Here is a 26,309-nt window from a genome sequence, read left to right as displayed (position 1 = left end):
GAACACCCCCAGAGCGAGCCGAAGCAACTGGCAAAAAGTAAATGATAAGAATTATCATAAGCACCTTTTCGCCCTCCCCAGAGAGTCGCCGCATGTCTTCAACCCACCGCGACCCGGCACTGGACCTGATCCAGAACCGTGACTCCCAGCCCCAGGGTGGCCGGGCGAAGGTGTCGCGGCGAACGCTGCTCGGCAGCCTGACCGCGACCGGCGTACTTCTCGCCAGTGGCTATGGCGTGAACCAAGGTGGCGCGCTGCCAACGCTGTTCAGCGATTGCGCCACCGGCACCGGACAACGACGCGGTTGGCGACTGGCACCGGGCCTTTCGGTGCTACTGGACAGCCGCAGCGCACTGGACAACGCTGGCCGCGCCGTGACCTTGCAACGTGGGCGGGTGCTGCTGGAGGTGACACAGGGCGCCGGTGTCAGCCTGCGAACCACCCAGGTACGGATCATGCCGGGGCAGGCGGCGCGCTTGATCGTCCAGCAACAAGCATCCGCGACCCTGGTGCAGATGCTTGATGGCGTGGCATCGATCGCGTGGGGTTCGGCCGCTCCGCTGGCACTGGAAGCCGGGTGGCAGCAACTGTTCGGCGACACGGGCAGCATCCCGAGTGTTGCGTTGCCAGTCGGGGCCGGCGCCTGGACCCACGGACACCTGGTGGCCGAGCGCATGCCCCTGGCCGAGGTGCTCGAGGAACTCGACAACTATCGCCCAGGCGTGCTCAGGTGCGACCCGCAGATCGCGCGATTGCAGGTCAGCAGGTCATTGTCCCTCGACCAACCGGATGCCAGCCTGATGCTGCTGACCGAGACCCTGCCGGTTCGGATCCAGCGGGTACTGGGGTACTGGGCCAACGTGGTGCCGGCCTGAGCCCACTCACTTCACCTGGCCGTTGTACACCACGGTCGCGGCGCCATCCTTCTTGATGGTCAGCTTGTTGCCTTCGGCCATGCTTTCGACCATTTCCGAACAGCCGTCCACCTCAGCCTTGCCGTCCACGTACTCGCCGCTGGTATCGAAGCTGAAGACATAGGTGGACGCCGGGCAGGCATTGCCGCCTTCGCCCGTGGACACCACCAGCACATAGCGGCTCGGGCCGAAGGCGTAGGCTTTCTCGATGGCGACGTAGCCGGTGCCTTCGGCGTCGGCGACGACGGACTCCATGACGTTCATCACGCCTGCCCGGGACTGGTAGTTCAACGCGGTGCCCATTTCCATGCCCTGGACGCTGAACGGACCGGCACCTTCGTCGCTGATCGGCAGCGGCTCATAGGCGATGCTCGGCGCCAGCGGTGCGCTGACGGTAGGCTTGGCCAATAGCGCGGCCTGAGGCTGCGGGTTGACGCACTGGCCGCTTTCACAGATGCGCTCACCCTTGCAGTCGGTGTCCTTGGCGCATTGGCCGGTCGCCGCGGTGGTCTGGTCGGCCTTGTCGCAGCCGGCGATGGCCAGGGTGAGGAGGGTGAGGGCAAGCAGTCGCTTCATCAGCGAAGTCCTTTTCATGGATGAGGGCTGAGCAGTATCGCCAAACTGTGGGCCGATGTCGCGGGCTGTATCTCAATCTAGTTGTTCACCAACAACTCCGGCCCCAGGTACCGGTTGATCTGGTCGATGTCGTCATCCCCCAGGCTGCCCACCGCCGAGGCCAGGCGCAGGCGCGACATCAGGTAGCGCAGCTTGGCCTCGAACAGGTCATGCCGTGCCACGAACAGCAGCTCCTCGGCGTCGAGCACATCGGCGTTGGTGCTGGTGCCGCCGGCACTGAAACCCTTGCGTGCCGATAGCAGCGAGCGTTCGTTGGAGGCCACCGCCTTTTCCAGCGCGTGCACGCGCAGGGCGCCGCTTTGCACGCCGCGAAACTCGCGGGTGGTGCCAGTGATGACTTCCTGTCGCGTGGCATCGAGCTCGTCCAGGGCCTTGGCGCTGTTGGCGCTGGCCTGGCGGCTCAGCGCGCTGACGCCGCCGCCGCTGTACAGCGGGATGTTCAGCTCCAGGCCGATCGAACTGTAGTGGTTGCGCTGGTTCAGCTCGGAGATCGACTGGCTCTTGCCAGCGGTGTAGCCGGCGACGAAGTCCAGGGTCGGCCAGTGGCCGGCCTTGGCGCGCTTGACCTCTTCCTCGGCCAGCGCGTAGCTGTGCCGGCGCGCCTGGATCACCGGGCTGTCGGCCTGGGCCCTGGCCAGCCAGTCATGCAGGTTGTCCGGTAGCAGCGGCGGGGTGGCGAAGTCCGCCTGCAGGGTGGTCAGCGACACGGGTGTCTCGCCGATGTACTCGGCCAGTTTGCGGCTGGCGTTGGCTAGGTTGTCCTGGGCCTCGATCAGCTCGGCCTCGGCAAGGTCGAGCCGGGCCAGGGACTCGTCGATGTCGGTGATGGTGCCGGCTCCAAGCTGCATGCGTCGCCTGGCCGAGCCGAGCTGCTCCTCGAAGGCACCGAGCTTGGCCCGGGCCAGGGTGATGGTCTCGCTGGCCAGGAGCACGTCGAAGTAGCTGTCGGCCAGGCGCACGGCGGCGTCCTGGCTCTTGGCGTCGAATACCGCCACGCTGTAGTCGGCGCGTTGCTGGCCCTGGCGGTATTCGGCCATCTTCTGCTTGTTGAACAGCGGCTGGCGCAGGCGCAGGTTGGCGCCGGTGGCGTCATAGTCGAGGTCGTTGTCGATGCCGTGCTGGCGCTGGCTGCCGTCGATGCGGTTGGCGTAGGCCGAGGCGTTGACCTGCGGCAGCAGGCCGGCCTGGCCGATGGCGCGGTTTTCCAGGCCGGCCTGCTGTTCATGCACCGCGGCGCGGTAGATCGGCCCCTGGTACTGCAGCAGGTCCCAGGCCTGCTTGAGGTCCATGGCGCCGGCCGGCAACGCCAGCGTCAGCAGGCACAGGCCAAGGCAATGGCGATTCATCTCATTGCTCCTTGAACGCGGCGTCGACGCGTTCGAGCAGGGGTTTGAGCAGGTAGCTCAGCAGGTTGCGCTCGCCGGTCTTGATGGTGACGGTGGCGGGCATGCCGGGGCGGATATGGTTGCTGCCGAGCAAAGCCATGCCGTCGGCGGTGACTTCCACCTGGGCCAGGTAGAACGGCTGCTTGCTCTCCTCGTCGAGCAGGCGGTCGGCGGAGACGGTCAGCACGCGCCCGGGAATGTTCGGCGTGCTGGCGTGGTTGAAGGCGGGGAAGGCGATGTCCACGGCCAGGCCCGGGGTCATGCGGTCGATGGCCTGCACCGGGATCATCGCGTCGACCTGCAGCGGCTCGTCGAGCGGGACGATCTCCATGATCCGGCTGCCGGGCTGGACCACCCCGCCGACGGTGGCGATGCTCAAGGCCTGGACCATGCCGTCGATGGGCGCGCGGATGATCGTATGGGTCACTTCGTAGTCCAGGGCGCGCAGGCGGTCGGCCAGGGTGGTGCTTTCCTTGGCGGTGTCGGTCAGCTGCGACTGCACCTCCTTGAGGTAGTCGTGGCGGCGCTGCAGGACGCGCAGCCTGAGCTCGTTGATCTGGCTGCGCACCCGGGCGATGTTGTTGAGGTTCTCGGCCTGGCCGGCGGAGAGGTCGGCGTTGCTGCGCTCAAGCTCCAGCAGGCGGTTGCGCGGTACATAGCCTTCGGCCGCGAGCATGCGCGTGCCTTGCAGTTCCTGGCCGAGGAAGCCGATCTGCGAGGCGCGGGCGCCATACACCTGCTGCAGGCCCTTGAGCTGCACCGCCGAGGCGGCGATGTTCTCCTCGAGGATGCCGATTTCGCCGGCCAGGCCCGCGCGCCGGGTCGCCAGCAGGTGCTGTTGCAGGTCCATGGCCGCCAACAGCCGAGGATCGTCTTCGAACTGGCGCAGCAGGGCAGGGGCGAAGGTCACCGTGTCGTGGCCGTCGCGTTCGGCCTCCAGGCGATTCTCCACGGTCTTGCTGACGATGTACTGGGCGCTGACCGCGCCTTGCTCGGCCAGCGCATGCAGGGCGTCGAGGCGCACCAGCGCCTGGCCTTTGTTCACCCGCTCACCCTCGTGCACCAGGATCGCCTCGACGGTGCCGCCGGTCAGGTGCTGCACGGCCTTGCGGTTGCTGGTGACCTTGACCGTGCCGGTGGCGACCACGCCGGCGTCCAGGGGCGCCAGCCATGACCACAGGAGGAAACCGCCGAAGCCGGCGAGCATCAGCCACAGGCCCCAGCGCACGGGTTTGCCGACGTCGAGGTCGATCGGGTTGGCGTCGGCCGGAAGCAGTTCGGTTTGCATGGAATGGATCATGATCGGTCACTCCCGTACCTTGACGGCGGCCAGCGGGGTCGCGGCGCCAGCGGGGATCACGCTGGCCGTGCGCAGGGCGGCGAACACTTCTTCACGGCTGCCGAGCATCTGCACGGCGCCGTCGCGCAGCATCAGCACCTTGTCGACGGCGCAGAGCACGTTGGGGCGGTGCGAGATCAGCACCACCGTGGCGCCGCGGCCCTTGAGTTCGGCCAGGGCGTCGACCAGGGCTTTCTCACCGAGGTCGTCGAGGTTGGCGTTCGGTTCGTCCAGCACGATCAGGTTGGGTTCGCCGTACAGCGCGCGGGCCAGGGCGATACGCTGCTTCTGACCGCCGGACAGCGGGCCGCCGTCGCTGTCCAGGCGGGTGTCGTAGCCTTGGGCAAAGCGCAGGATCATGTCGTGCACGCCGGCGCTTTTGGCGGCGCGGATCACCGCCTCGCTGTCCACCTCGGCGAAGCGGGCGATGTTGTCGGCGATGCTGCCTTCGAACAGCTCGACATCCTGGGGCAGGTAGCCGAGCCAGGGGCCCAGTTCACGCTTGTTCCAGGTGAAGATGTCGGCGCCGTCCAGGCGCACCTTGCCGGCCTGGGCCGGCCACACCCCGACCAGCAACCGCGCCAGGGTCGACTTGCCCGAGGCTGACGGGCCGATCACCCCGAGGCTTTCACCCGGGGTCAGGCCCAGGCTGACACCGCGCAGGATGGTGCTGCCGGTGCCGGGCGCGCCGGCATACACGTTCTCCACCGCCAGCATGCCCAGCGGCCGTTGCAGCGACATGCTCGGCGGGCGCTGCGGATAGTCCTGCAGCAAGCCGTTGAGCCGGCCCCAGGCCAGGCGGCAGCCGAGCAGTGGCTTCCACGCGGCGATCACCTGTTCCACCGGGCCCAGGGCCCGGCCGGTCAGGATCGAGCAGGCGATCATCATGCCCGGGGTGATCTTGCCCTCGATCGCCAGCAGGGCCCCGGTGCCGAGGATCAGCGACTGCAGGGTGATACGCACGAAGCGCCCGATGCTGCCGATGACGGCGGCGCGGTCGGAGGCCAGGGTCTGCATCTGCAGGATGCGCAGGTGGCTCTGGAACCAGCGCTGGCTGATCGACGCCAGCATGCCCATGGCCTCGATCACCTCGGCGTTGCGCAGGTTGTTGTTGGCGTAATGGGCGCAGGCGAGGGCGGCGTGGTTGGCCTCGCCCAGGGGCTGCTTGGTGGCCTTTTCGGTGAGCCAGGCCAGTGCCGCGAGGATCAGCGAGCCGACCAGCGTGACCAGGCCGAGCAGCGGGTGGATCAGGTAGGCGACGAGCAGGTAGATCGGTGTCCAGGGCGCGTCGAAAAAGGCGAACAGGCCGTTGCCGGTGAGGAACTGACGCACCTGCGCCAGGTCCTGCAGGGCCTGGCCGGGGCTGCCACCGGCACGGCTGAGGTTGCGCTCGAAGGCGGCGCTGAACAGGCGCCGGTTGAGCGCCATGTCCAGGCGGTTGCCGACCCGCACCAGCACCCGGCTGCGCAGCATCTCCAGGGTGGTCATCAGCAGGAACAGCCCCACCACCAGCACCGTCAGCATGCCCAGGGTCGTGAGGTTGCGGCTGACCAGCGCGCGGTCGTATACCTGCAGCATGTACACGGCGGGCGTCAACATCATGACGTTTATCACCCCGCTGAACACCGCCAGGGCATAGAAACTGCGTCGCAGTTGAAACAGTGCCTCGGCCAGCTCGGAGCGGGTACCTGTCTGCCTGGTCATCGGGGGAGCCTCCCTCTGCGAAAAATGCCGGCCGCCGTTGCGGTGGTCGGGCTAAAAGCCTTGTGGTTGCTGGCCTGCAGAAGGTTTTGTCGCTCTTTTGGCGGGTTATTCCAAATACGCTGCAGGGAGCCCACAAACAGCAGAGTAGGTTGCGTAGAAATATCTTGTAATATCTTTTTGCTCTATTGATTCCTTCAAGTTCCTATTAAAAACAGTGGCTTGATAAGCATTATCGATGCGCGACATTTTTTGCTGACGAGATATTGACAATATTTTGCCGCGCAACTTTAGTCTTAATCAGTTCGTGGGAACTTTCGCCGCAGGCCAGCTGTCGCCCCGACCCCTCGCGAATCCTTGTCGACATTCCTGTGGGAGCAGAACATGACTCGTCTCCTGTTCTTGTACCGAGTGAATGGGCTCTACAGGACGTTCCCCTGCCATTCGAGAAACCATGGCCCGCCCCGGGCCCGGGAGCGCCGCGCCTGAGCGACGGCGAGCCCTGAACCTTCGCGAATCCGAGGCACGTAGCCCGCACGACGGGTAACGCTGTCGCGCACCCGTATTCGCCATAAAAAAACCAACTGCATGACCGTGCACGCCACCGACCGGGCGCGACGGGCGCCTGCGCCTCGCTCCCGACAGACAGAGGTCAACCATCATGGCCAATTTCAGCAAGTCCGACCTGCAATTCATCCTCCAGCAGATTTTCATCGCCGAGGCCCACGCCAAGGGCGCCAGCCTCATCGACCTGCTGCCCAACAGCCAGGTGCCGTTCGGCCTGCGCACCGTCGATGGCAGCTACAACAACCTGGTGACCGGGCAGAGTGAGTTCGGCGCCTCGGACAACGCCTTCCTGCGCCTGATGGATGCCCAGTACCGCGCGGCGTATGCCGGCACCGGCACGGTGAGCGACAGCCAGCCGCGCACCATCAGCAACCTGATCGTCGACCAGACCGCCAACAACCCGGCCGCGGTCGACGCCAACGGCGGCGCCGCTCCGGTGCTCAGCCCCGGCATCGACGGGGTGTTCGGCACCGCCGATGACAAAGAGGTGTTCTTCATCCCCAACCAGTCGCCGGACGTCGGCCTGACCGCCGGCTTCAACGCCTGGATGACCTTTTTCGGCCAGTTCTTCGACCACGGCCTGGACCTGGTCACCAAGAGCAGCAGCCAGATGGTGTTCATCCCGCTGCAACCGGACGACCCACTGTACGTGGCCAACAGCCCGACCAACTTCATGGTGCTGCCGCGTGCCGTGCGCACTGCCGGCGCCGATGGCGTGGTCGGTACCGCCGACGACGGCCAGCCCAACACCACTTCGCCCTTCGTCGACCAGAGCCAGACCTACAGCTCGCACCCCTCGCACCAGGTGTTCCTGCGCGAGTACGCCCTCGACGCGGCTGGTCACCCGGTGGCCACCGGGCGGCTGATCACCAACCGTGACCTGGGCGCCGATGGCAAGTTCGGCACCAGCGACGATGGCAACGGCGAGAACGGCGGCATGGCCACCTGGGTCGTGGTCAAGGCCCAGGCCCGCGACATCCTCGGCATCAACCTGACCGACGCCGACGTGCACCGGGTGCCACTGCTGGCCACCGACGCCTATGGCAACTTCCTGCGCGGACCCAACGGCATGCCGCAGGTGGTGATCCGCGTGGGCAATGGCGCCGACGGCATTGCCGGCACCGCCGACGACGTCACCCAGCTGGTCGAAGGCAACCGCGCCGCGCCCATCAGCCTGGTCAATGCCGTGAGCAGCGGCCATGGTTTTCTCGACGACATCGCCCACAACGCCGAGCCGGTGCTGGTCGGCGGGGTGCTGCAGGCCGATGCCGACAGTGCCGTGGGCAATGCCCAGCCCATGGGCCCGGGCGGCAACAACCTGACCTACGACAACGAACTGCTCGACGCCCACTACATTGCCGGTGACGGCCGGGTCAACGAGAACATCGGCCTGACCGCCGTGCACCACGTGTTCCACGCCGAGCACAACCGCCTGGTCCAGCAGACCAAGGACACTATCCTCGCCTCGGGCGACCTGGCGTTCCTCAACGAGTGGCTGATCGACGATGTGGCCGCCTTGCCCGCAACGCCCGCCGAGGTGGCGGCGCTGGTGTGGAATGGCGAACGCCTGTTCCAGGCGGCCAGGTTCGGCACCGAGATGCAGTACCAGCACCTGGTGTTCGAGGAGTTCGCCCGCACCATCCAGCCACAGATCGACGAGTTCCTCGCCCCCAGCGGCTACGACACCTCGATCAACCCGGCGATCCTCGCCGAGTTCGCCCATGTGGTGTACCGCTTCGGCCACTCGATGCTGACCGAGACCGTCGACCGCTTCGACCCGGCGTTCAACCCGATCCTCAGCGACCCGGACAACCCGGACCAGCAACTGGGCCTGATCGCCGCCTTTCTCAACCCGCTGGCCTTCGCCGGCAGCGGCGCCACCGCCGATGAAGCGGCCGGGGCGATCATCCGTGGCGTGACCCGCCAGCTCGGCAACGAGATCGACGAATTCGTCACCGAGGCGCTGCGCAACAACCTGCTCGGCCTGCCCCTGGACCTGCCGGCGCTGAACCTGGCCCGTGGCCGCGACACCGGCATCCCCTCGCTCAACGAGTCGCGCCGCGAGTTCTACGCCATGACCGGCGACAGCCAGCTCAAGCCCTACATCAGCTGGGTCGACTTTGCCGACCACCTCAAGCACCCCGCGTCGCTGGTCAACTTCATCGCCGCCTACGGCACGCACGCCTCGATCACCTCGGCAACCACCCTGGCCGACAAGCGCGCCGCCGCCCTGGCCCTGGTGCTGGGCGGCAGCGGCGCGCCGTCCGACCGCCTGGACTTCCTCAACGGAAGCGGCGCCTGGGCCAACGTGACCAAGGCCGGCAAGGATGGCGTGCTGGGCACCGCGGACGACCTGAGCGGGGTGACGGTGACCGGGGTCGACGCCATCGACTTCTGGGTCGGCGGTTTGGCCGAGCAGAAGATGCCCTTCGGCGGCATGCTCGGCTCGTCCTTCAACTTCGTCTTCGAGACCCAGCTGGAGGCCCTGCAGAACGGCGACCGCTTCTATTACCTGTCGCGTACCGCCGGCCTTAACTTCGGCGCTGAGCTGGAGAACAACTCGTTCGCCAAGCTGATCATGGCCAACTCCGATGTCACCCACCTGTCCAACACCGTGTTCCTCACCCCGACCTTCACCCTCGAGGTCAACCAGGCCAACCAGTTCACCGGTCTTGGCGGCGACGGTCGCGCCGACCCCACCGGAGGGATCGAGATCAACGGCGTGGAGATCGTGCCGCTGGTCATTCGCGACAACCCCGACACCGTCGGGCCGGACGACAACTACCTGCACTACACCGGCGAAGACCACGTGGTGCTCGGCGGTACCTCGGGCGATGACATCATCCTTTCCGGCGAAGGCGACGACACGCTCTATGGCGATGGCGGCAACGACTACCTCGAGGGCGGCGCCGGCAACGATGCCGTGCTCGGTGGCGCAGGCGACGACATCATTACCGATTCGTTCGGCGACAACCGCCTGGAAGGTAACGCCGGCAACGACGTGATCGTCGCCGGCAGCATGCTTGCCGCCGGCAACCTGATCCTCGGCGGCGACGGCCAGGACTTCATCATCACCACCGAGGACATCAGCACCACCTTCGGCGGCCAGGGCGATGACTTCATCCTCGGCGCCAAGACCAACCTGCCGCCCACCGGCAACGAAGGCGATGACTGGATCGAGAAGGGCACCCAGGACGGCGCGCCGGGCGACAACTTCGCGCCGCTGCTTACCGATGAAGTGGTGGGCAACGACATCTTCGTCGGTGGCGGCGGCTTCGACGAAATGATCGGCGAGGGCGGCGACGACATCTTTGTCGGCAGCGATGCCCAGGACAAGATGGACGGCATGTCCGGCTTCGACTGGATCACCTACAAGAACGACCAGGTCGGCGTCACCGCCGACCTGAGCCTGGCCGCGCTGGCGCAGCCCCATGGCAACGCGCCGAACCAGAACGCCGGGGTGTTCAACCCGGTCGGCGCTTCGCCGGCGTCGATCCTCGATCGCTTCGCCGAGGTCGAGGGGCTATCCGGTTCGCGCTTTGCCGACGTGCTCAAGGGCGACGATGTCGATGCGGTCACCATCCTCAACCACGGCGGCACCACCGGCAGCGCCCTGAGCAATGTCGCGCTGATCCGCGGGCTGGCGCAGTTCCTCGCCGACGCCGGGCTGCCGACCACCGGCTTTGCCACCGGCAACATCCTGCTGGGCGGCAATGGCAGCGACCTGATCGAGGGCCGTGGCGGCGACGACCTGATCGACGGCGACAAGTGGCTCAACGTGCGTATCGCGGTCTACGCCGCCGATGACCTCGAGCACACCGGGCCTGAGATCGCCAGCTTCGACAGCATGGTCGAGATGATCCCGTTCATGCTCGACCGCACCTACAACCCCGGCCAGCTCAAGGCCATCCGGGAAATCCTGCCCGGCACCTCGACTGGCGGCGCGGCCTTCGACACCGCGGTGTTCTCCGGGGTGCAGGCCGAGTACGTGGTGACCCAGGACACCCGCGGCACCGCCGACCTGGCGGACGATGTGTGGACCGTGGCCGATACCGTGGCCGGGCGTGACGGCACCGATACCCTGCTGCACATCGAGCGCCTGCAGTTCGCCGATGCCCAGCGCGTGCTGGTGCCGGGGCTGAACGCGCAGCCGACCGGCAGCCCGAGCCTCAGTGACGGCAACGGTGGCGCGATCACCGTGGGCGATATCCTCAGCGTGAGCATGGCCGGGGTGCGCGACGGCGACAACGTCACGGCGGGTAACCCGCTGGGCACCCTGGCCAATGCTTCGGTGTCCTACTTCTGGCAGTTCGAGGCCGACCCCGGCAGCGGTGTGTTCGAGGACATCATCCTGCTGCCGGCCGGCGACCTGGCGTTCCAGAGCGCCGATGGCACCGCGTTCAAGGTGTCGCCGGACCTGGTCGGCCTGTCGCTGCGGGTCAAGGCGATCTACCAGGACGCCCACGGCACCACCGAGGTGCTGTTCAGCGCGCCCACCACCGTGGTCGAGGCCGGCGCGCCGGTGGTGCCGACCGCGCCCACGCCGGTGGTCGATGCCAGCGCGGGGGGCGAGGGCCTGCACATGGTCCGCTCCGACCTCAACTTCATCCTCGCCCAGATCAAGATCGCCGAAGCGGATGCCGCCGGGCAGGACATCCTCTCGCTGATCCCCAACATCCGCGCGCCCTTGGGCCTGCGCGCGGTCGACGGCTCGAACAACAACCTGATGAACCTCAATGGCCATGACCACACCGAGTATGGCGCCGCCGACAATGTCTTCCCGCGCCTGACCGACCCGGTGTTCAATGCCGCCGAGGGCGCGCCCGCCGGGTTCTTCGGCCCCGGCTCGCCGGCCATCCCCGGCTCGTCGTACCAGCAGACCAGCGGTTACGTGTTCGACTCAGAGCCGCGCACCATCAGCAACCTGATCGTCGACCAGACCTCGAACAACCCAGCGGCCTACGCCAGCGCCTACGACCCCGGCGCCAACGGCGTGCTGGACTTCGGCACGCCGGGCAACGACGACCAGCTCAAGGACGGTGTGCGGGTCGTCGCCAGCCCCGGCATGGACGGCCAGTTCGGCACCGGCGACGACCATGATGTCTTCCTGTTCGAGAACACCTCGGCGGATGCCGGGCTGTCGGCGCCGTTCAACGCCTGGATGACGTTCTTCGGCCAATTCTTCGACCACGGCCTGGACCTGGTCACCAAGGGCGGTTCGGGAACCATCTTCATTCCCCTGCAGCCGGACGACCCGCTGTACGTGCCGGGCGGCGCCGCCAACTTCATGGTGCTGACCCGGGCCACCAACCTGCCGGGGCCGGACGGCATCCTCGGCAACGCCGACGACATTCACGAGCACACCAACACCACCACGCCGTTCGTCGACCAGAACCAGACCTACAGCTCGCACCCCTCGCACCAGGTGTTCCTGCGCGGCTACCAGCTCAGCGCCAGCGGCCCCATCGCCACCGGCCGGCTTATCACCAACCGCGACCTGGGCGCCGACGGCAAGTTCGGCAGTGGTGACGACAGCGAGATCGGTGGCATGGCCACCTGGAAGGTGGTCAAGGCCCAGGCCAACGACATCCTCGGCATCCACCTGACCGACGCCGACGTCGACAACGTGCCGCTGCTGGCCACCGATGCCTACGGCAACTTCATCAAGGGGCCGCATGGCTATCCGATGGTGGTGATGAAGGGCGCCGACGGCTTGGGCGGCACCGCCGATGATGTGCTGGTCGAAGGCAACCCGTTGGCGCCGATCGACCTGACCAACGCCGTGCGCACCGGCCATCAGTTCCTTGCCGACATCGCTCACAATGCCGTGCCGGTATCCATCGGTGGCGTGCTCGCGCCGGATGCCGACAGCGCCACCGGCAACGCCGTGCCGGTCAATCCGCACACCGGTGCCAACCTGGCCTACGACAACGAACTGCTGGACGCCCACTACATCGCCGGCGATGGCCGGGTCAACGAGAACATCGGCCTGACCGCCGTGCATGCGATCTTCCACTCAGAGCACAACCGGCTGGTGGCGCAGACCCAGGACACCGTGCTCGACTCGGGCGACCTGGCCTTCCTCAACGAGTGGCTGCTGACCCCGGTCAGCGCCTTGCCCGCCAGCCAGGCCGAGATCGATGCCCTGGTGTGGAACGGCGAGCGGTTGTTCCAGGCGGCCAAGTTCGGCACCGAGATGCAGTACCAGCACCTGGTGTTCGAGGAATTCGCCCGCACCATCCAGCCGCGCGTCGACCTGTTCTTCGCCCCGACCCAGGTCTACGACGTCGACCTCGATGCCTCGATCGTCGCCGAGTTCGCGCACACCGTGTACCGCTTCGGCCACTCGATGCTGACCGAAACCGTCGACCGCTTCGACATCGACTTCAAGGTGATCGGCGACCCGGCCAGCGCCAACCCCGAGCAGCAGATGGGCCTGATCGCGGCGTTCCTCAACCCGCTGGCCTACGCCGCCAGCGGCGTGACCCCCGAGGAGGCAACCAGTGCCATCGTGCGCGGGGTGACCCGCCAGGCCGGCAACGAGATCGACGAGTTCGTCACCGAGGCGCTGCGCAACAACCTGCTCGGCCTGCCACTGGACCTGCCGGCGATCAACATCGCCCGTGGCCGCGATGTCGGCATCCCCTCGCTCAACGCCGTGCGCCGCGACATCTTCGGGCAGACCGGCGATACCCAGCTCAAGCCGTACACCAGCTGGGTCGACCTGGTGCAGCACCTCAAGCACCCGGAGTCCTTGATCAACTTCATCGCCGCCTACGGCACCCACGGCTCCATCACCTCGGCCACCACCCTCGACGGCAAGCGCGCCGCGGCCCTGGCCCTGGTGTTCGGTGGCGCGGACGCGCCGTCCGACCGCCTGGACTTCCTCAACGGCAGCGGCAGCTGGGCCAACGTGACGCTGGCGGGCAAGGACGGGGTGCTGGGCACTGTCGATGACCTCAAGGGCGTGACCGTGACCGGCGTCGATGCCATCGACCTGTGGATTGGCGGCCTGGCCGAGGCCAAGACCCCGTTCGGCGGCATGCTCGGCAGCACCTTCAACTTCGTGTTCGAGAACCAGCTGGAGAAACTGCAGGACGGTGACCGCTTCTACTACCTGGAGCGCACCGCCGGCCTGTCAATGAACGCCGAGCTGGAAAGCAACTCGTTCGCCAAGCTGATCATGGCCAACACTTCGGCCACGCACCTGCCAGGCCTGGTGTTCTCCGACCCCGGGTTCTACCTGGAGCTGGACCGCAGCAAGCAGTACAACGACGGCCTGGGCAACGCCGACCCGCTTGGCGACAACGGCCAGCAGGTGGTGTTCCGCGACAGCCCGCTGACCGTCGGGCCCGACAGCAACTACATCCGCTATGCCGGTGACCAGCACATCGTGCTGGGCGGCACCCAGGGCGACGACATCCTCGTCTCCAGCGAAGGCGACGACACGGTCTGGGGCGACGGCGGCAACGACCGTATCGAAGGCGGCTACGGCAACGACCAGCTGCGCGGCGGTGCCGGCGACGACATCATCAGCGACATGGGCGGCGACGACAACATCCAGGGCGGCGACGGCAACGATGTGCTGCATGGCGGCAATGGCGTCAACCTGATCATCGGCGGCTTCGGCAATGACTTCATCGTCACCGGCGAGGATGCTTCCGAGGCCATCGGCGGCCAGGGCAACGACTTCATCCTCGGCAGCAAGGCCAACGAGCAGGACATGGGCAACGAAGGCGACGACTGGATCGAGAAGGGCACCTCGGACGGCGCCCCCGGCGACAACTTCGACCCTCTCGGCAACGATCCGGTGATCGGCAACGACGTGTTCGTCGGCGGCAACGAGAACGACAAGTTCAACGGTGAAGGCGGCGACGACATCATGGTCGGCAGCCTCGGCTTCGGCGATCGCTACATCGGCGGCTCCGGCTATGACTGGGCGACCTTCAAGGGGCTGGCCCAGGGTGTGACCGTCGACTACAGCGACCGCTTCTTCGATGTGCCGCCGGTACCGGGCTCGGGGGCTTCGGCGCTGGTGCGCTTCGACATCATGGAAGGCCTGTCGGGCTCGGCGCACGGTGACTTCCTGCGCGGCGACAACGAGGACGCCACCTCGCTGCCGACCGCCGGGGCCACCGGCAGCGTGCTCACCAACATCAGCCTGATCAACGGCCTGGCCGGGCTGCTGCCTGTTGGCGCGACCTTCTACGACGGTGGCAACATCATCCTCGGCGGCAGTGGCAGCGACCTGATCGAAGGGCGTGGCGGCGACGATATCCTCGACGGCGACAAGTGGCTGAACGTGCGCATCAGCGTGCGTGCCAACAGCGACGGCAGCGGGCCGGAGATCGCCTCGTTCGACAGCATGGAGCCGATGGTGCCACTGATGCTCAAGGGCACCTACAACCCCGGCCAGCTGGTGATCGTGCGGGAGATCCTCAGCGGTACCGACCAGTACGACACCGCGCTGTTCTCCGGCATCGCCACGGACTACCGCATCGTCGTCGAAGGCAACACGGTGATCGTCACCGACACGGTGGTCGGACGCGACGGCGTCGATCGCCTGACCGGCATCGAGCGTCTGCAGTTCGCCGACGGCGCCCAGGCTTCCGGCGTGGGCAGCGCGCTGAACAACGGCCCCAGCGGCCACCTGGCGATCGTCGACGATGCCACCGGTCTGCGCGATGACACGCCCGTGGCCGGGCAGTTGCTGCGGGTCAGCGACCTGGCGGTGCATGACGCCGACAACCAGGGCGCGAGCAACCCCAGCGGCGCGCTGAGCGGGCCGGTGGCCTACTACTGGCAGGTGGAGAACATCCCCGGCACGGGCGTCTACGAGGACATTACCTTCGTCGCCGCCGGCGAGGTCTCGCGGGCGATCGGCAGCACCTACCGGGTGGCGGACGATGTCGCCGGCCTGAACATCCGCGTGCGGGCGGTGTACCAGGACGCCAAGGGCACACTGGAGATCGTCGACTCCTCGGCCAACAGCGCGCCCAGCAGCGGGCCCGCCGTGGCCGGGCTGCTGGTGCAGAACCAGGTGCTGAGCGCCAACCCGGCGACCATCGTCGACGCCGACGGCATCGGCAGCGCGCCGTTCACCTTCCAGTGGCAGATGAACAACGGCGCGGGCTGGGTCGATATCGCCGGTGCCACCGCCAGTACCTTCACCCTTGGCCAGCCCCAGGTCGGCCAGCATGTCCGGGTGCAGGTGGGCTACGTGGACACCTTCGGCGTGGCCGAGCGCGCCGCCTCCGACATCCTCGGCCCGGTGGCCAACGTCAACGACGCGCCGACCGGCACGGTGCTGATCAGCGACACCACGCCGGACCAGGGGCAACTGCTGACCGCCTCGACAGCCGGCATCGCCGACCTCGACGGGCTGGGCGCCTTCAGCTTTCAGTGGCAGCAGGGCGTGGGCGGCATCTTCGTCGACATCGCCGGCGCCACCACGGCGAGCTACACCCCGGGCTTCGCCCAGGGCAACCAGCAACTGCGGGTGATCGTGCGCTACACCGACGGCTTCGGCGCCCAGGAAACCGTGACCTCCGCCGCGACCACGGCGGTGCGCCTGCTGACCGGCGTCACCCTGGTGGGCACCAACGCGGCGAACACCCTCACCGGCGGCGCCGGCAACGATGTACTGCGCGGTCTGGGCGGCAACGACACGCTCAATGGCCTGGGCGCGGTGGACCAGCTGTTTGGTGGGGCGGGCAACGACATCCTCAACGGCGGTGACGACGCTGACTTGCTGTTCGGCGAGGACGGCAACGACACTCTCAACGGTGGCGTTGGCGCGGATGCCATGGACGGCGGCCTGGGCAACGACACCTTCGTGGTCGACAATGCCGGCGACAGTGTCGTCGAGGCCATCGGTGCTGGTACCGACCTGGTGCAGACCAGCCTGCTCAGCTATCAGCTTGGCGCCAACGTCGAGAACCTCACCTTCACCGGCAGCGGCAATTTCACAGGCTTCGGCAACGTGCTGGCCAACACCCTCACTGGTGGGGCCGGCAACGACCAGCTCAATGGTGGCGCCGGCGGCGACCGGATGGTGGGTGGGGCCGGCAACGACACCTATGTCGTCGACTCCACCTCGGATGTGGTGGTCGAGGCGGGTGGTGGCGGCATCGACACCGTGCTGACCGCGCTGGCCAGCTACAGCCTGAGCGCCAACGTCGAGAACCTGACCTACACCGGCGTCGGCAACTTCGTCGGCAGCGGCAACGGGCTGAACAACGTCATCACCGGTGGTGCCGGCAACGACACCCTCAGTGGCGACGGCGGCAACGACACCCTGGTCGGCAACGCCGGCAACGACACGCTCAACGGCGATGCCGGCAACGACCAGCTGATCGGTGGCCTCGGCGCCGACAGCCTGAACGGCGGTGGCGGTGACGACAGTCTCGACGGCGGGGAGGGCGATGACACGCTCAATGGCGGTGTCGGCAACGACACGCTGCAGGCCGGGGCGGGCAACGACAACCTCGACGGTGGCGTCGGCATCGATGTGGTGGTCGGTGGCGATGGCAACGACACGGTGCTGGGCGGTGGCGGCAACGATGTCGTGCAGGGCGGCAACGGCAACGACTTCGTCGATGGCGGGGCCGGTGACGACATCGTCAGCGGTGGTGCCGGCAACGACTCGCTGGTGGCCAACGACGGCAACGATATCTTCCAGTTCGCCGCAGGCTTCGGCACCGACCAGGTGTTCGGCTTCGATGCCGCTCCGGCAGGCGGGCAGGACCGGCTGGATATCACGGCGCTGAGCATTACCGCGGCGAGCTTTGCCGTCAGTGTCAGCATTGCCGATGTGGGCGCCGATACGCTGGTCAGTTTCGGGGGGCCTGACTCCATCCGCCTGGTCGGGGTGGGGGATGCGACCAGCGTGACGGTGGCGGACTTTATCCTCGCGTCTTGAGGGAGGGCGATGTGTTTGGCGAGAGAGTTGTAGCGCCTATGCGATCGAGCGCCGCCCGCGCGGCGCATCGCGACGCAAGGCCGCTCCTACATCTATGGTTACCCCCATTTCTGCAATACTGTACTGAGATGTGCGTGAGTTTGGTTTGCGTCAATCTATACGGCGTCGTGTGGGAGGTTGGTCCCGCGCCTCGATGAAAATCGCGCCCGACGAGCCTAGATATTTGTTCGGCTTCTGAAGCCGAGTAGGAGCTCAGGTTGATCGCCAGGCCGGTATACCGTTCACGTCATCTGTGTGCAGCATCGCAAAACCAGGTGGGTTGTTACTCGTGTGTCTGCAGGGTCAAGCGTTCATGGCGCTTGACCCTGCATCAAATTCGCTGTGGTGTGCCGTGATGGCCCAGGCGATTCGGGCCAGTTTGTTGGCGATAGCGCACACCACCAGGTTGGGGTGGTGAACACGTAGCAAGCCACGTACCCAGTCCGCCAGCTTGCCGGTTTTGCGCTCCAGCCCAATCAGATAGACCCTCGCGCACTGGATCAGCAGTCGTCGCTGATTGCCGTCGCCCCGCTTGCTGATTCGCCCCAGGCAAGGTTTGCCGCCTGTCGTGTGCTGCCTGGGAACCAGGCCTATGGAGGCTGAATAATTTCGCCCACAGCGGAACTGCTTACCATCACCCAATTCCGCAGCCAGGGCGGTAGCGGTGATCGGGCCAATACAAGGTATCGACATCAAACGGGAAGCAAGATCATCGCTAACGGCCTGGCTATGCACTTCCTTGTCCAGAGCCTTGATCCGATCATCGAGATAGCGGAAGTGGGCATGTAGGTCCAGCAACAGCTTCTTGATCAACGGTGAGAAGGTACTGTCGTCCAGCAGAATGGGGAGCTCCCGGACCGCCTTGAAGGTGGGTGCCAAACTGACCCCCACCTCGAGCAAATAAGCGTGGATGCGGTTCATGGTGGCAGTACGGTCTCTGATGAAGCTGTCGCGCAGTGAATTGAGCATCGCCAGCGCCTGCTGGGCCTCGGTTTTGGGAGGCACGAAGCGCATCTGATCGCGGGTTGCCGCCTCACCGATAGCGGCAGCATCGGTAAAGTCATTCTTGTTGCTTTTCACGTAGGGGCGAACGAACTGTGCGGGAATAAGTTTGGGCGTATGACCCTGTCTCGTCACCTCTCGCGCCATGAAATGAGAGCCACCACAGGCCTCCATCGCCACCGTACAGGGCGCAAGATTGGCAAGGTGGCGGATGAGTGACTCACGGTTGAACCTGCGGTGATAGAGCTCATGACCCCGATCATCCTGAGCGTGTACATGGAAGCTCAACTTTCCCAGGTCGATGGCGATGATGGCGACAGTGTTCATGGCGTTGCACTCCGATAGGCACCCTGTGAAAGCTTAGAGGGCTGACACAGGGTGGGGCGGGGGTAGCCATTTCATTATTTGTTGCAACGTGCCGAACCTGTCAGGCCATGGTTGCCCGCCTTGGTGCATGTCTTGAGACAGGTGAGGCGCCAGTGGTGCCCACGCTGAAACCGCGTCATACCAACAAGGCGGACCCGGTAATGGCACAGGATTGACTGGCCCGAAACAGATGTAGGAGCGGCCTTGCGTCGCGATGCGCCGCGCGGGCGGCGCTCGATCTCGAGAACGCTGCAAGACTATCGTCTTGCACCAAGCCACCCCAACCCCCTCAAAAGTCATAGCTCAAGCTGGTGTAGTAGAACGCCCCCTGCGCCCCTTCGGGGCTGGTGATCGAATACTTCTGCACACCATACAGCTGCACGCCCTCGAGCTTGTCGGGGTGGCTGTCGAACAGGTTGATCGCACCCACCGACAAGGTCAGCCCCAGCCCGAAACGGTAGGCCACGTCCAGGTCGGTCACCCACTGCGCGCCGAAGGTCTGGTCCAGCGCCGGGTTGGCGGCGTTGCGGTTCTGCCACTGGCCGTAGCGGCGCTGGGCCACGCTCACGCTCCAGCCCTGGTACTGCCAGTTGGCGCTCAGGGTCAGCTTGTCCTTGGGCGTGCCGTCCTCGATCAGCCCCTGGGTGTTGCGGCCGATGATCTGGTTGCCGGCAATGCCGCCGACATCGTCCAGCCCGGTGATGCGGGTGTTGGTGCGGGCATAGCCGCCGTTGAGGTCCAGCCGGCCCCAGGCGCCGAGGTCGAGCTGGTAGTGCCCGGCCAGTTCGATGCCGTCGGTGCGGGTGTCGGCGATGTTGCTGTAGAACGCCGCGCTCTGGATATTGGCGTAGGGCGTGCCGGCGAAGATCGGCCCGACCACCGACGCCGGCAGTTGGTCGGACAGGGTGATGCGGTTGTCGATGTCGATGCGGTAGGCATCGACGGTCAGCGACGCGTTGGCCAGCGGGCGCCACACCAGGCCGACCGAGAAGTTGGTCGACTCCTCGGGCTTGAGCGCCTTGCCGCCCAGCAGTTGCGCCTCGGGGCTGTCGGCGCGCAGGGTGCGCTGTTGCACCTCGACCCAGTTGCCACTGCCCGGCGGCTGCTCGACCACCTGCACGCTGAACGACGACAGCCCCGACTGCACCAGGGACGGTGCGCGGTAGCCGGTGCTGGCGCTGGCCCGGGCGGCGATCTCGGGGGTGAAGTCGTAGCGCAGCGACAGCTTGCCGTTGGTGGTGTCGCCGAAGTCGGAGTAGTGCTCGCTGCGCAGGGCGAAACCGGCCTGGAATTGCTCGGTGATCTGCCCTTCGAGGTCGAAGTAGGCGCCGATCACCCGGCGGTCGAGGGAGGCGGCGTCGACCTGGGTGATGCCCGAGTAGTAGCCGGGGATGCGTCGCCCGGTCAGCGGGTCGACGGTGTTGAACAGCGGCCCGTTCTGCCAGCCCTGTGCGTCACCGGCGCTGAGCTGGTAGTTCTCCTCGCGCCAGGCCAGGCCGGCGGACACCGTCAGTGGCTTGAACAGCAGGTCGGTGGCGAAGTCGCGGGTCCAGTCCAGGGTCAGGTTGGTCTGGTCGGCCTCGCGCCGGCCGGTGTAGATCGTCGAGGCGCTGGCCGTGCCCCAGCTGGGGTTGATGGCATCGCGGTCAGTGGAGTCGACGCGGTTGTTGCCATGGTTCAGGGCCAGGTCGAAGTGCCCGAGGGTCTCGTCCTCGTAGCGCAGGCCGCCGGTGACGGCGTAGTCCTCCAGGCCGTAGCGGGTGATCGGCAGGCGCCCGTCCGGGTAGCGCGCCAGGGCCACGCTGCCGTAGTTGCTGCGCAGGGTGGTGGGCGGGTCGAAGAAGTTCTCGGCGTCGGTGTTCTTGTGCGCGTAGGTGGCCAGGCCGTAGGCGCTCAGGCCATCGCTCAGCCCCATTTCGGCGTTGGCGGTGAAGTTGTACTGGTCCGAGACATTGCCCGAGCCCCAGCGCCAGTTGCGGTAGCGGTTGTTCTGCTCGCGCGCAGTGTTGGTGCTGGTGGAGCCGGGGTAGAAGATCCGGTTGTCGTCGCGGGTGTCGCTGGCCGGGTCCTGGCTGCCGGCGTCGAAGGCCAGGGTGAGGAAACCGTCGTTGGGCAGGGCGAAGCCTTTCCAGCCGCTGAGCTTGCGCTGCAGGCCGTCGCCCTTGTCGTAGCCGCCGAAGCGGTAGCCGAGGTTGCCGCCTTCGTCGCGCTCCTTGAGCACGATGTTGATCACCCCGGCGATGGCGTCCGAACCGTACTGGGCGGCGGCGCCGTCGCGCAGGATCTCCACCCGCTCGACTGCCGCCAGCGGAATCAGGCTCAGGTCCACCGCCGCCGCGCCGCGGCCGTTGGCCAGGCCCTGGCGGGTGACGTTGGCGCTGGTGTGGCGGCGCTTGCCGTTGACCAGCACCAGCACCTGGTCGGAGGCCAGGCCGCGCAGCGAGGCGCCCTGGGCGATGGAACCGGCGAAGGCGCCCTGGGGCGACTGCGGGTAGTTGAACGAGGGCGACAGCGCGGTGAGGGCGCCGGACAGGTCCTGGGCGCCGGTTTCCTGGAGCTTTTCGCCGCTGAGCACGTCCACCGGGGCGGCGCTTTGCAGGGCGGTGAGGTCGCTGCGGTGGGTGCCGACCACGACCACGGTGTCGAGGCGGTCGGTGGGTTCGGCGGCCAGCGCGGGCACGGCGATGCTGCCGATGGCCAGGCTCAGGGCCAAGGGGGTGTGGTGGGGCATGGGGATTCCTGCTGAGAAGATGTGTGGGCTGTGCCGGCCCTATCGCGGGGCAAGCCCGCTCCCACGCCAGACCTGCAACGCCAGCGTTGGCGTGGGAGCGGGCTTGCCCCGCGATAGGGCCGTAAAGGGCGACCTAGAACCGGCTGGTAACGCTCATCCCCACGGTGCGCGGGTCGCCGTAGGTGATCACGTACTGCCCGGCACCACCGTTGGGCCGGCCATGCACCTGGTAGCGGCGGTCGGTGAGGTTGTTGACGAAGCCGGTGACGCTGAGCTTGTCGTCGGCGCTGAACCAGCTCAGGCGCGCATTGGCCAGGGTGTAGTGCGGCTGGCTGAGGGTCTCGTCGGCACTGCTCTGGCGGTCGGCGAGGAAGTACTCCTTGTCGCGGAAACTCACATCGCCACCGGCTACCACGCGGCCGGGCACGTCCAGCGGCAGGGTGTAATCGGCGCCCAGCGACACCACGTTGCGTGGTGAGCGCACGAAGCTGTTGCCGCTGTAGTCGCCGGTCACCGCGCCAGTGGTGGGGTTGGTGTTCTTGAAATCGGTGTACTCGGTGTCGAGGAACGACACGGCCGCGCGCAGGTGCAGGCGTTCGGTGGGCTGACCCTCGATCTCAAGCTCGGCGCCCTTGACCTTGCCCTTGGCGCCGTTGGTCAGGGCGGTGGTGAGCACGCCGTTGTTGACCGTCAGCAGGTTTACCTGGATGTCCGAGTAGTCGTAGTAGAAGACGTTGGCGTTGACCGTCAGGCGCCGGTCGAACCACTCGGACTTGAGCCCCAGCTCGTAGGCGTCCAGTTCTTCCGGATCGACCGTGGTCAGCTGCGCCAGGCTGGTGGAAAGCCCCGTGTTGAAACCGCCGGAACGGAAGCCATGGGCATAGCGGAAGAACACCCGCAGGTTGTCGTTGATGCGGTATTCCGGGGTCAGGTCGTAGGTCCAGGCTTCCCAGGTCTTGTCCTGCTGGCGGTTGCCGTTGCTGCCAACGCCGACGATGGGGATCAGCGGGCCGTTGGCGCTGGCGCGGGTCAGCTGCACCAGGTCCAGGTCGATGTCCTTCTTCTCCTGGGTCCAGCGCAGGCCGCCGGTCACGCTGAAGTCGTCGGTGAAGTCGTAGGTGAGGTTGCCGAACAGCGCGTAGCTGTCGGTGCGATGGTCGAAGCCCAGGTCGCGAAACGCCGTGCTGCCGACCTGGTTGGAGCCGCTGCCGTTGGGTGTCGGGCCCGGGGTGACGATGCGCTGCGAGGCGCTGTCGAGGTCTTCGTGGAAGTAGTGGGCGCCGAGCAGCCAGTGCAGAGAACGGTCCTCCGGCGAGGCCAGGCGCAGTTCCTGGGACCACTGGCGATAACGGTTGTCGGTAATCGAGGCGCCATTGACCTCGTAGGGGGTGTAGTCGGCGTCGGTGGTGGAGCGGTTGCGGATGTCGTCGTAGGCGCTGATCGAAGTCAGGGTGTAGTCGCCCAGGTACCAGTTGAAGGTCAGCGAGGCGCCGTCGTGGTCGAGGCGGTAGTCCTCGTTGATGTTGAGCGAGATATCGCGACCACCGGGACGCTCATAGCCGACGTTATAGTAGCGGCCCACTGGCAGCGAACCGTTGCTTCCATCGCCCTTGAACTGGCGGCTGTGGATCTTCAGCAGGGCGTCCAGGTCCGGGTTGAGCTGGGCGAGGAACTGCAGGCGCACCGCCTTCTTGTTGACGTCGCCGTAGCTGTTGCCGTCGAAATCGTTGTGCTGGAAGCCGTCGCGTTCCTCGGAATACAGCGACACCCGGCCGGCCAGTTTCTCGTCCACCAGCGTACCGCCGAGGGCGCCGTTGAGGATGCGCTCGTTCTTGCTGCCGAAGCCGACCGTGCCATAGCCGTCAGTGTCGAAGGTCGGTTTCTTCGAGATCACGTTGACCGCGCCGGCGGTGGTGTTCTTGCCGTACAGGGTGCCCTGCGGGCCGCGCAGGATCTCGATGCGCTCCAGATCGAACAGCGGCCCGCCGCCGGCGATGGGCGCGTTGAGGTAGATGTCGTCGGCGTAGATGCCCACCGGGTAGACCGTCGCCGCGCCGGTGTCGCCGGTGCCCAGGCCACGGATGTACCAGCGCGGGCGGCCGTCGCCGTCGGGGTTCTTGGCCGAGGCGTTGGGCACGAAGGTGGTGATGTCGCCCATCGAGCGCACGCCGTCGGCGACCAGTTGCGTGCCCTTGATCGCCGATACGGCCACCGGCACTTCCTGCAGGGTCTGTTCGCGGTGCTGGGCGGTGACGGTGACGGTCTCCAGGGCCGGCTCGGTCTTGTTCTCGTCGGCGGCGAAGGTGTGGCTGGCGGTGCTGCCGAGCAGTAGCGCGAGGCTGATCTGGCGGGCTAGTGGATGGCGCTGGTGCATGTGGAGTCTCCCCGAGTGAACGCGTTGTTGGGGAGGACAGAGCAGGGACTATGCCAAGCTCGTAATACACTGTTTTTATTCGTATTTATTGGTCTTTCAAGCGGTCGGTGCGGATGCTGCAGCAGTGGGGTGTTTGGCGGGTGTTGCTGGGGCAGCAGGGCCGCCCCAATCGCGGGGCAAGCCCGCTCCCACGCCCCCGTGATGCGATCAGACAGCCAATCGCGAGGTGGAGCCGATCACCTGCTCCAGCACGCTCGAATCGATCCACTCGCGCACATCGATGCGCCGCGGGATGAACCCCCAGCGATGAAGGAATTCGCTGAAGTCCTGCAACGCCGCGATGGAGCGGCCATCCAGCGCCGTGCGCAGGCGCCGGTGGGCATCCTCGCCATAGGCCGCCGCCACCCAGTACTCGCTGGTGTTCAGCTCGCGGGCGAGAAAGCGCCGGGTGTCCTCGGGGTTGGCCCAGGCCCATTGCTCGGTGCGCAGCACGGTGTCGACCAGGGTGCGGCTGGCCTCGAAATGCTCGTGCAGCAGGTGGGCGTCCACCGTCAGCGTGCGCGGCGTGCCATTGTTGCTGCGGATCAGCGGGTCGGGGTGGCTGCCGGTGTCGACCACCACCCGCAGGCCGAACTCGTGGGCCAGCTGCACCGCGTGGGCGCCCTTGAGGAAGATCGCGTCGATGTCGCCGCGCAGCAGGCCGATCAGCTCGTTGTTGCGCCGACTCACGCGGCGGGTGTCCAGTGCCACCTCCGAGCCGTACAAATGCTGCTTGGGTTCATCGCTGTAGGTGCCGCCGTAGGGGTAGTCGACCAGCTCGACGTCGGCCACGTTCAGGCCTTCGAGCTTGAGCGCGTTCTCCAGGCCGCGCAGGGCCTGGGCGCGGGTGAAATCGATCTGCACGTTGGCCCACTTGGGCAGGCCGAAGCGGCGGTTCTTCAGGTCGCGGATGCCGCGTACGCCGCTTTCTTCAGTGGTGAGGATCAGCTGTACCTCGTCGATCCAGCTCAGCCCCAGCACCCGGGTCTCGACGCCGCTGGCGTAGGCCCAGATCGCCGGGATGCTGCCGCCGTGGCGCACCGAGTTCTGCAGGTGGTGGTCGTAGTGGGCCTCGCGCACCTCGCGCTCGCTGGACTCGCGCAGCGACTGGATGCGCGTGCCGAACGGCGCGAAGGCCTGGGCCAGGCGCCCGGACTGCACGGCGATGCCAAGGCCGGTGGGTACCGGGCTGTGGGTGTACCAGAGGGTTTCCAGGGGCTTGCTCATAAGGCGACGGGTTTCCTGTCCATGGCAGAAGGGGCGGCAAGCAGCGCGTCCAGAGGCTGCCGGTCGATCCAGTCGCGCACCGCGAAGCTGGCCGGGATGAAGCGCCAGCGCGCGAGGAACTGCACGAAGTCCTGCAGCGCGTCGATGGCCTGTTCGTCCAGGGCGGTGCGCAGGCGCAGGTGGGCGTCATTGCCATAGGCCACGCCGACCCAGTATTCGCTGCTGTTGGTTTCGCGGGCCAGGTAGCAACGGGTCTCGTCCGGGTGCTGCTGCGCCCAGTGCTCGGCGCGCAGCACGCTGGACAGCAGCGTGCGGGCCACCTGCGGGTGCCGTTCGAGCAGATGGCTGTCCACCGCCAGCGTGCGCGGCGTGCCGTTGTTGCTGCGGATCAGCGGGTCGGGGTGGCTGCCGGTGTCGATCACGGTGCGCAGGCCGAAGGCGTGGGCCAGTTGCACGGCGCTGGCGCCCTTGAGGAAGATCGCGTCCACCTCGCCGCGCAGCAGGCCGGCCAGCTCCAGGTTGCGGCCCTCGCCCTGGCCGGTGGACACCGGCGTGCCGGCGACATTGCGCACCGGACGGTCGCTGAAGGTGCCGTGGTAGCGGTAGTTGACCAGTTGCAGGTCGCCCACCTGCAGGCCGTGCAGCTTCAGGGCGTTTTCCAGGCCGCGCAGGGCCTGGGCGCGGGTGAAGTCGATCTGCGCCGCGCTCCAGTCGGGCAGGCCGAAGCGCCGGCCCTTGAGGTCCTGCACCGTGTGGATGGCGCTGTCCGGGCGGGTCAGGATCAGTTGCGCCTCGTCGGCCCAGGACAGGCCGATCACGCGGGTCTCGCGGCCCTGGGCGCGGGCCCAGATCGCCGGGATGCTGCCGCCGTGGCGCACCGAATTGCGCAGCGTGTGGTCGAAGTGCGATTCGCGCACGGCCTGTTCGTCGGCTTCGCGCAGCGACTGCACGCGGGTACCCAGAGCGGACAGGTCCTGCTGCAGCCAGCCTTGCTGCACGGCGATGCCCAGGCCGGTGGGCACCGGACAGCGGGTGTACCAGAGGGTGTCGAGGGGTTGGCTCATGGTC

The 26,309-nt window shown here is 66.8% G+C and carries 11 protein-coding genes; 2 read left to right on the top strand and 9 right to left on the bottom strand.

Annotation, left to right across the window (positions count from 1 at the left end; all coding sequences use genetic code 11):
- Positions 1-92 precede the first annotated feature (92 nt).
- Positions 93-875 (top strand): FecR family protein, encoded by a 783-nt coding sequence (locus tag ACZ899_RS09465; protein WP_234562971.1) that lies wholly within the window; start codon positions 93-95, stop codon positions 873-875.
- A 6-nt stretch (positions 876-881) separates the two neighbouring features.
- On the opposite strand, the gene ACZ899_RS09460 is transcribed toward ACZ899_RS09465, so the two are convergent.
- From ACZ899_RS09460 to ACZ899_RS09445, 4 genes are all read right to left on the bottom strand, one after another.
- On the bottom strand, positions 882-1,490 hold the full coding sequence (locus tag ACZ899_RS09460) for a hypothetical protein (protein WP_203647283.1): 609 nt from the start codon (positions 1,488-1,490) through the stop codon (positions 882-884).
- A gap of 77 nt (positions 1,491-1,567) precedes the next feature.
- Positions 1,568-2,896, bottom strand: coding sequence for a TolC family outer membrane protein (locus ACZ899_RS09455; RefSeq protein WP_234562970.1), 1,329 nt, complete (start codon positions 2,894-2,896; stop codon positions 1,568-1,570).
- Position 2,897: 1 nt separating this feature from the next.
- Positions 2,898-4,235: an HlyD family type I secretion periplasmic adaptor subunit gene (locus ACZ899_RS09450; RefSeq protein ID WP_442800117.1), complete on the bottom strand. Its 1,338-nt coding sequence runs from the start codon at positions 4,233-4,235 to the stop codon at positions 2,898-2,900.
- Positions 4,236-4,241: 6 nt separating this feature from the next.
- The gene (locus tag ACZ899_RS09445) at positions 4,242-5,978 is read right to left on the bottom strand and encodes a type I secretion system permease/ATPase (protein WP_110739527.1); all 1,737 of its coding nucleotides are present in this window, start codon (positions 5,976-5,978) and stop codon (positions 4,242-4,244) included.
- 658 nt (positions 5,979-6,636) lie between these two features.
- On the opposite strand from ACZ899_RS09445, the gene ACZ899_RS09440 reads away from it, so the two are divergent.
- Positions 6,637-17,463, top strand: a complete 10,827-nt coding sequence (locus ACZ899_RS09440; protein ID WP_234562968.1) for a peroxidase family protein — start codon at positions 6,637-6,639, stop codon at positions 17,461-17,463.
- A 342-nt stretch (positions 17,464-17,805) separates the two neighbouring features.
- Here the strand turns inward: ACZ899_RS09440 and ACZ899_RS09435 are convergent, their stop codons facing one another.
- The 5 genes from ACZ899_RS09435 to ACZ899_RS09415 all read right to left on the bottom strand — a co-directional run bounded on the left by ACZ899_RS09435 (position 17,806) and on the right by ACZ899_RS09415 (position 26,305).
- Positions 17,806-18,831 (bottom strand): IS110 family RNA-guided transposase, encoded by a 1,026-nt coding sequence (locus ACZ899_RS09435; protein WP_485627223.1) that lies wholly within the window; start codon positions 18,829-18,831, stop codon positions 17,806-17,808.
- Positions 18,832-19,159: 328 nt separating this feature from the next.
- Positions 19,160-21,601 (bottom strand): TonB-dependent receptor plug domain-containing protein, encoded by a 2,442-nt coding sequence (locus ACZ899_RS09430; RefSeq protein ID WP_234562981.1) that lies wholly within the window; start codon positions 21,599-21,601, stop codon positions 19,160-19,162.
- 133 nt (positions 21,602-21,734) lie between these two features.
- Entirely contained in the window at positions 21,735-23,975 is a 2,241-nt protein-coding gene (locus tag ACZ899_RS09425; protein ID WP_234562982.1) for a TonB-dependent receptor, read from the bottom strand.
- Between the two features lie 207 nt (positions 23,976-24,182).
- Positions 24,183-25,241: an ABC transporter substrate-binding protein gene (locus tag ACZ899_RS09420; RefSeq protein WP_234562983.1), complete on the bottom strand. Its 1,059-nt coding sequence runs from the start codon at positions 25,239-25,241 to the stop codon at positions 24,183-24,185.
- The gene (locus tag ACZ899_RS09415) at positions 25,238-26,305 is read right to left on the bottom strand and encodes an ABC transporter substrate-binding protein (RefSeq protein WP_234562984.1); all 1,068 of its coding nucleotides are present in this window, start codon (positions 26,303-26,305) and stop codon (positions 25,238-25,240) included. Before ACZ899_RS09415 ends, ACZ899_RS09420 begins: the two co-directional genes overlap by 4 nt.
- Positions 26,306-26,309: the final 4 nt, after the last annotated feature.

Source organism: Pseudomonas sp. TE31087, from assembly GCF_057284075.1.
Note: the sequence above shows the minus strand (reverse complement) of the source record. Positions and strands in the feature narration are given on the sequence as shown.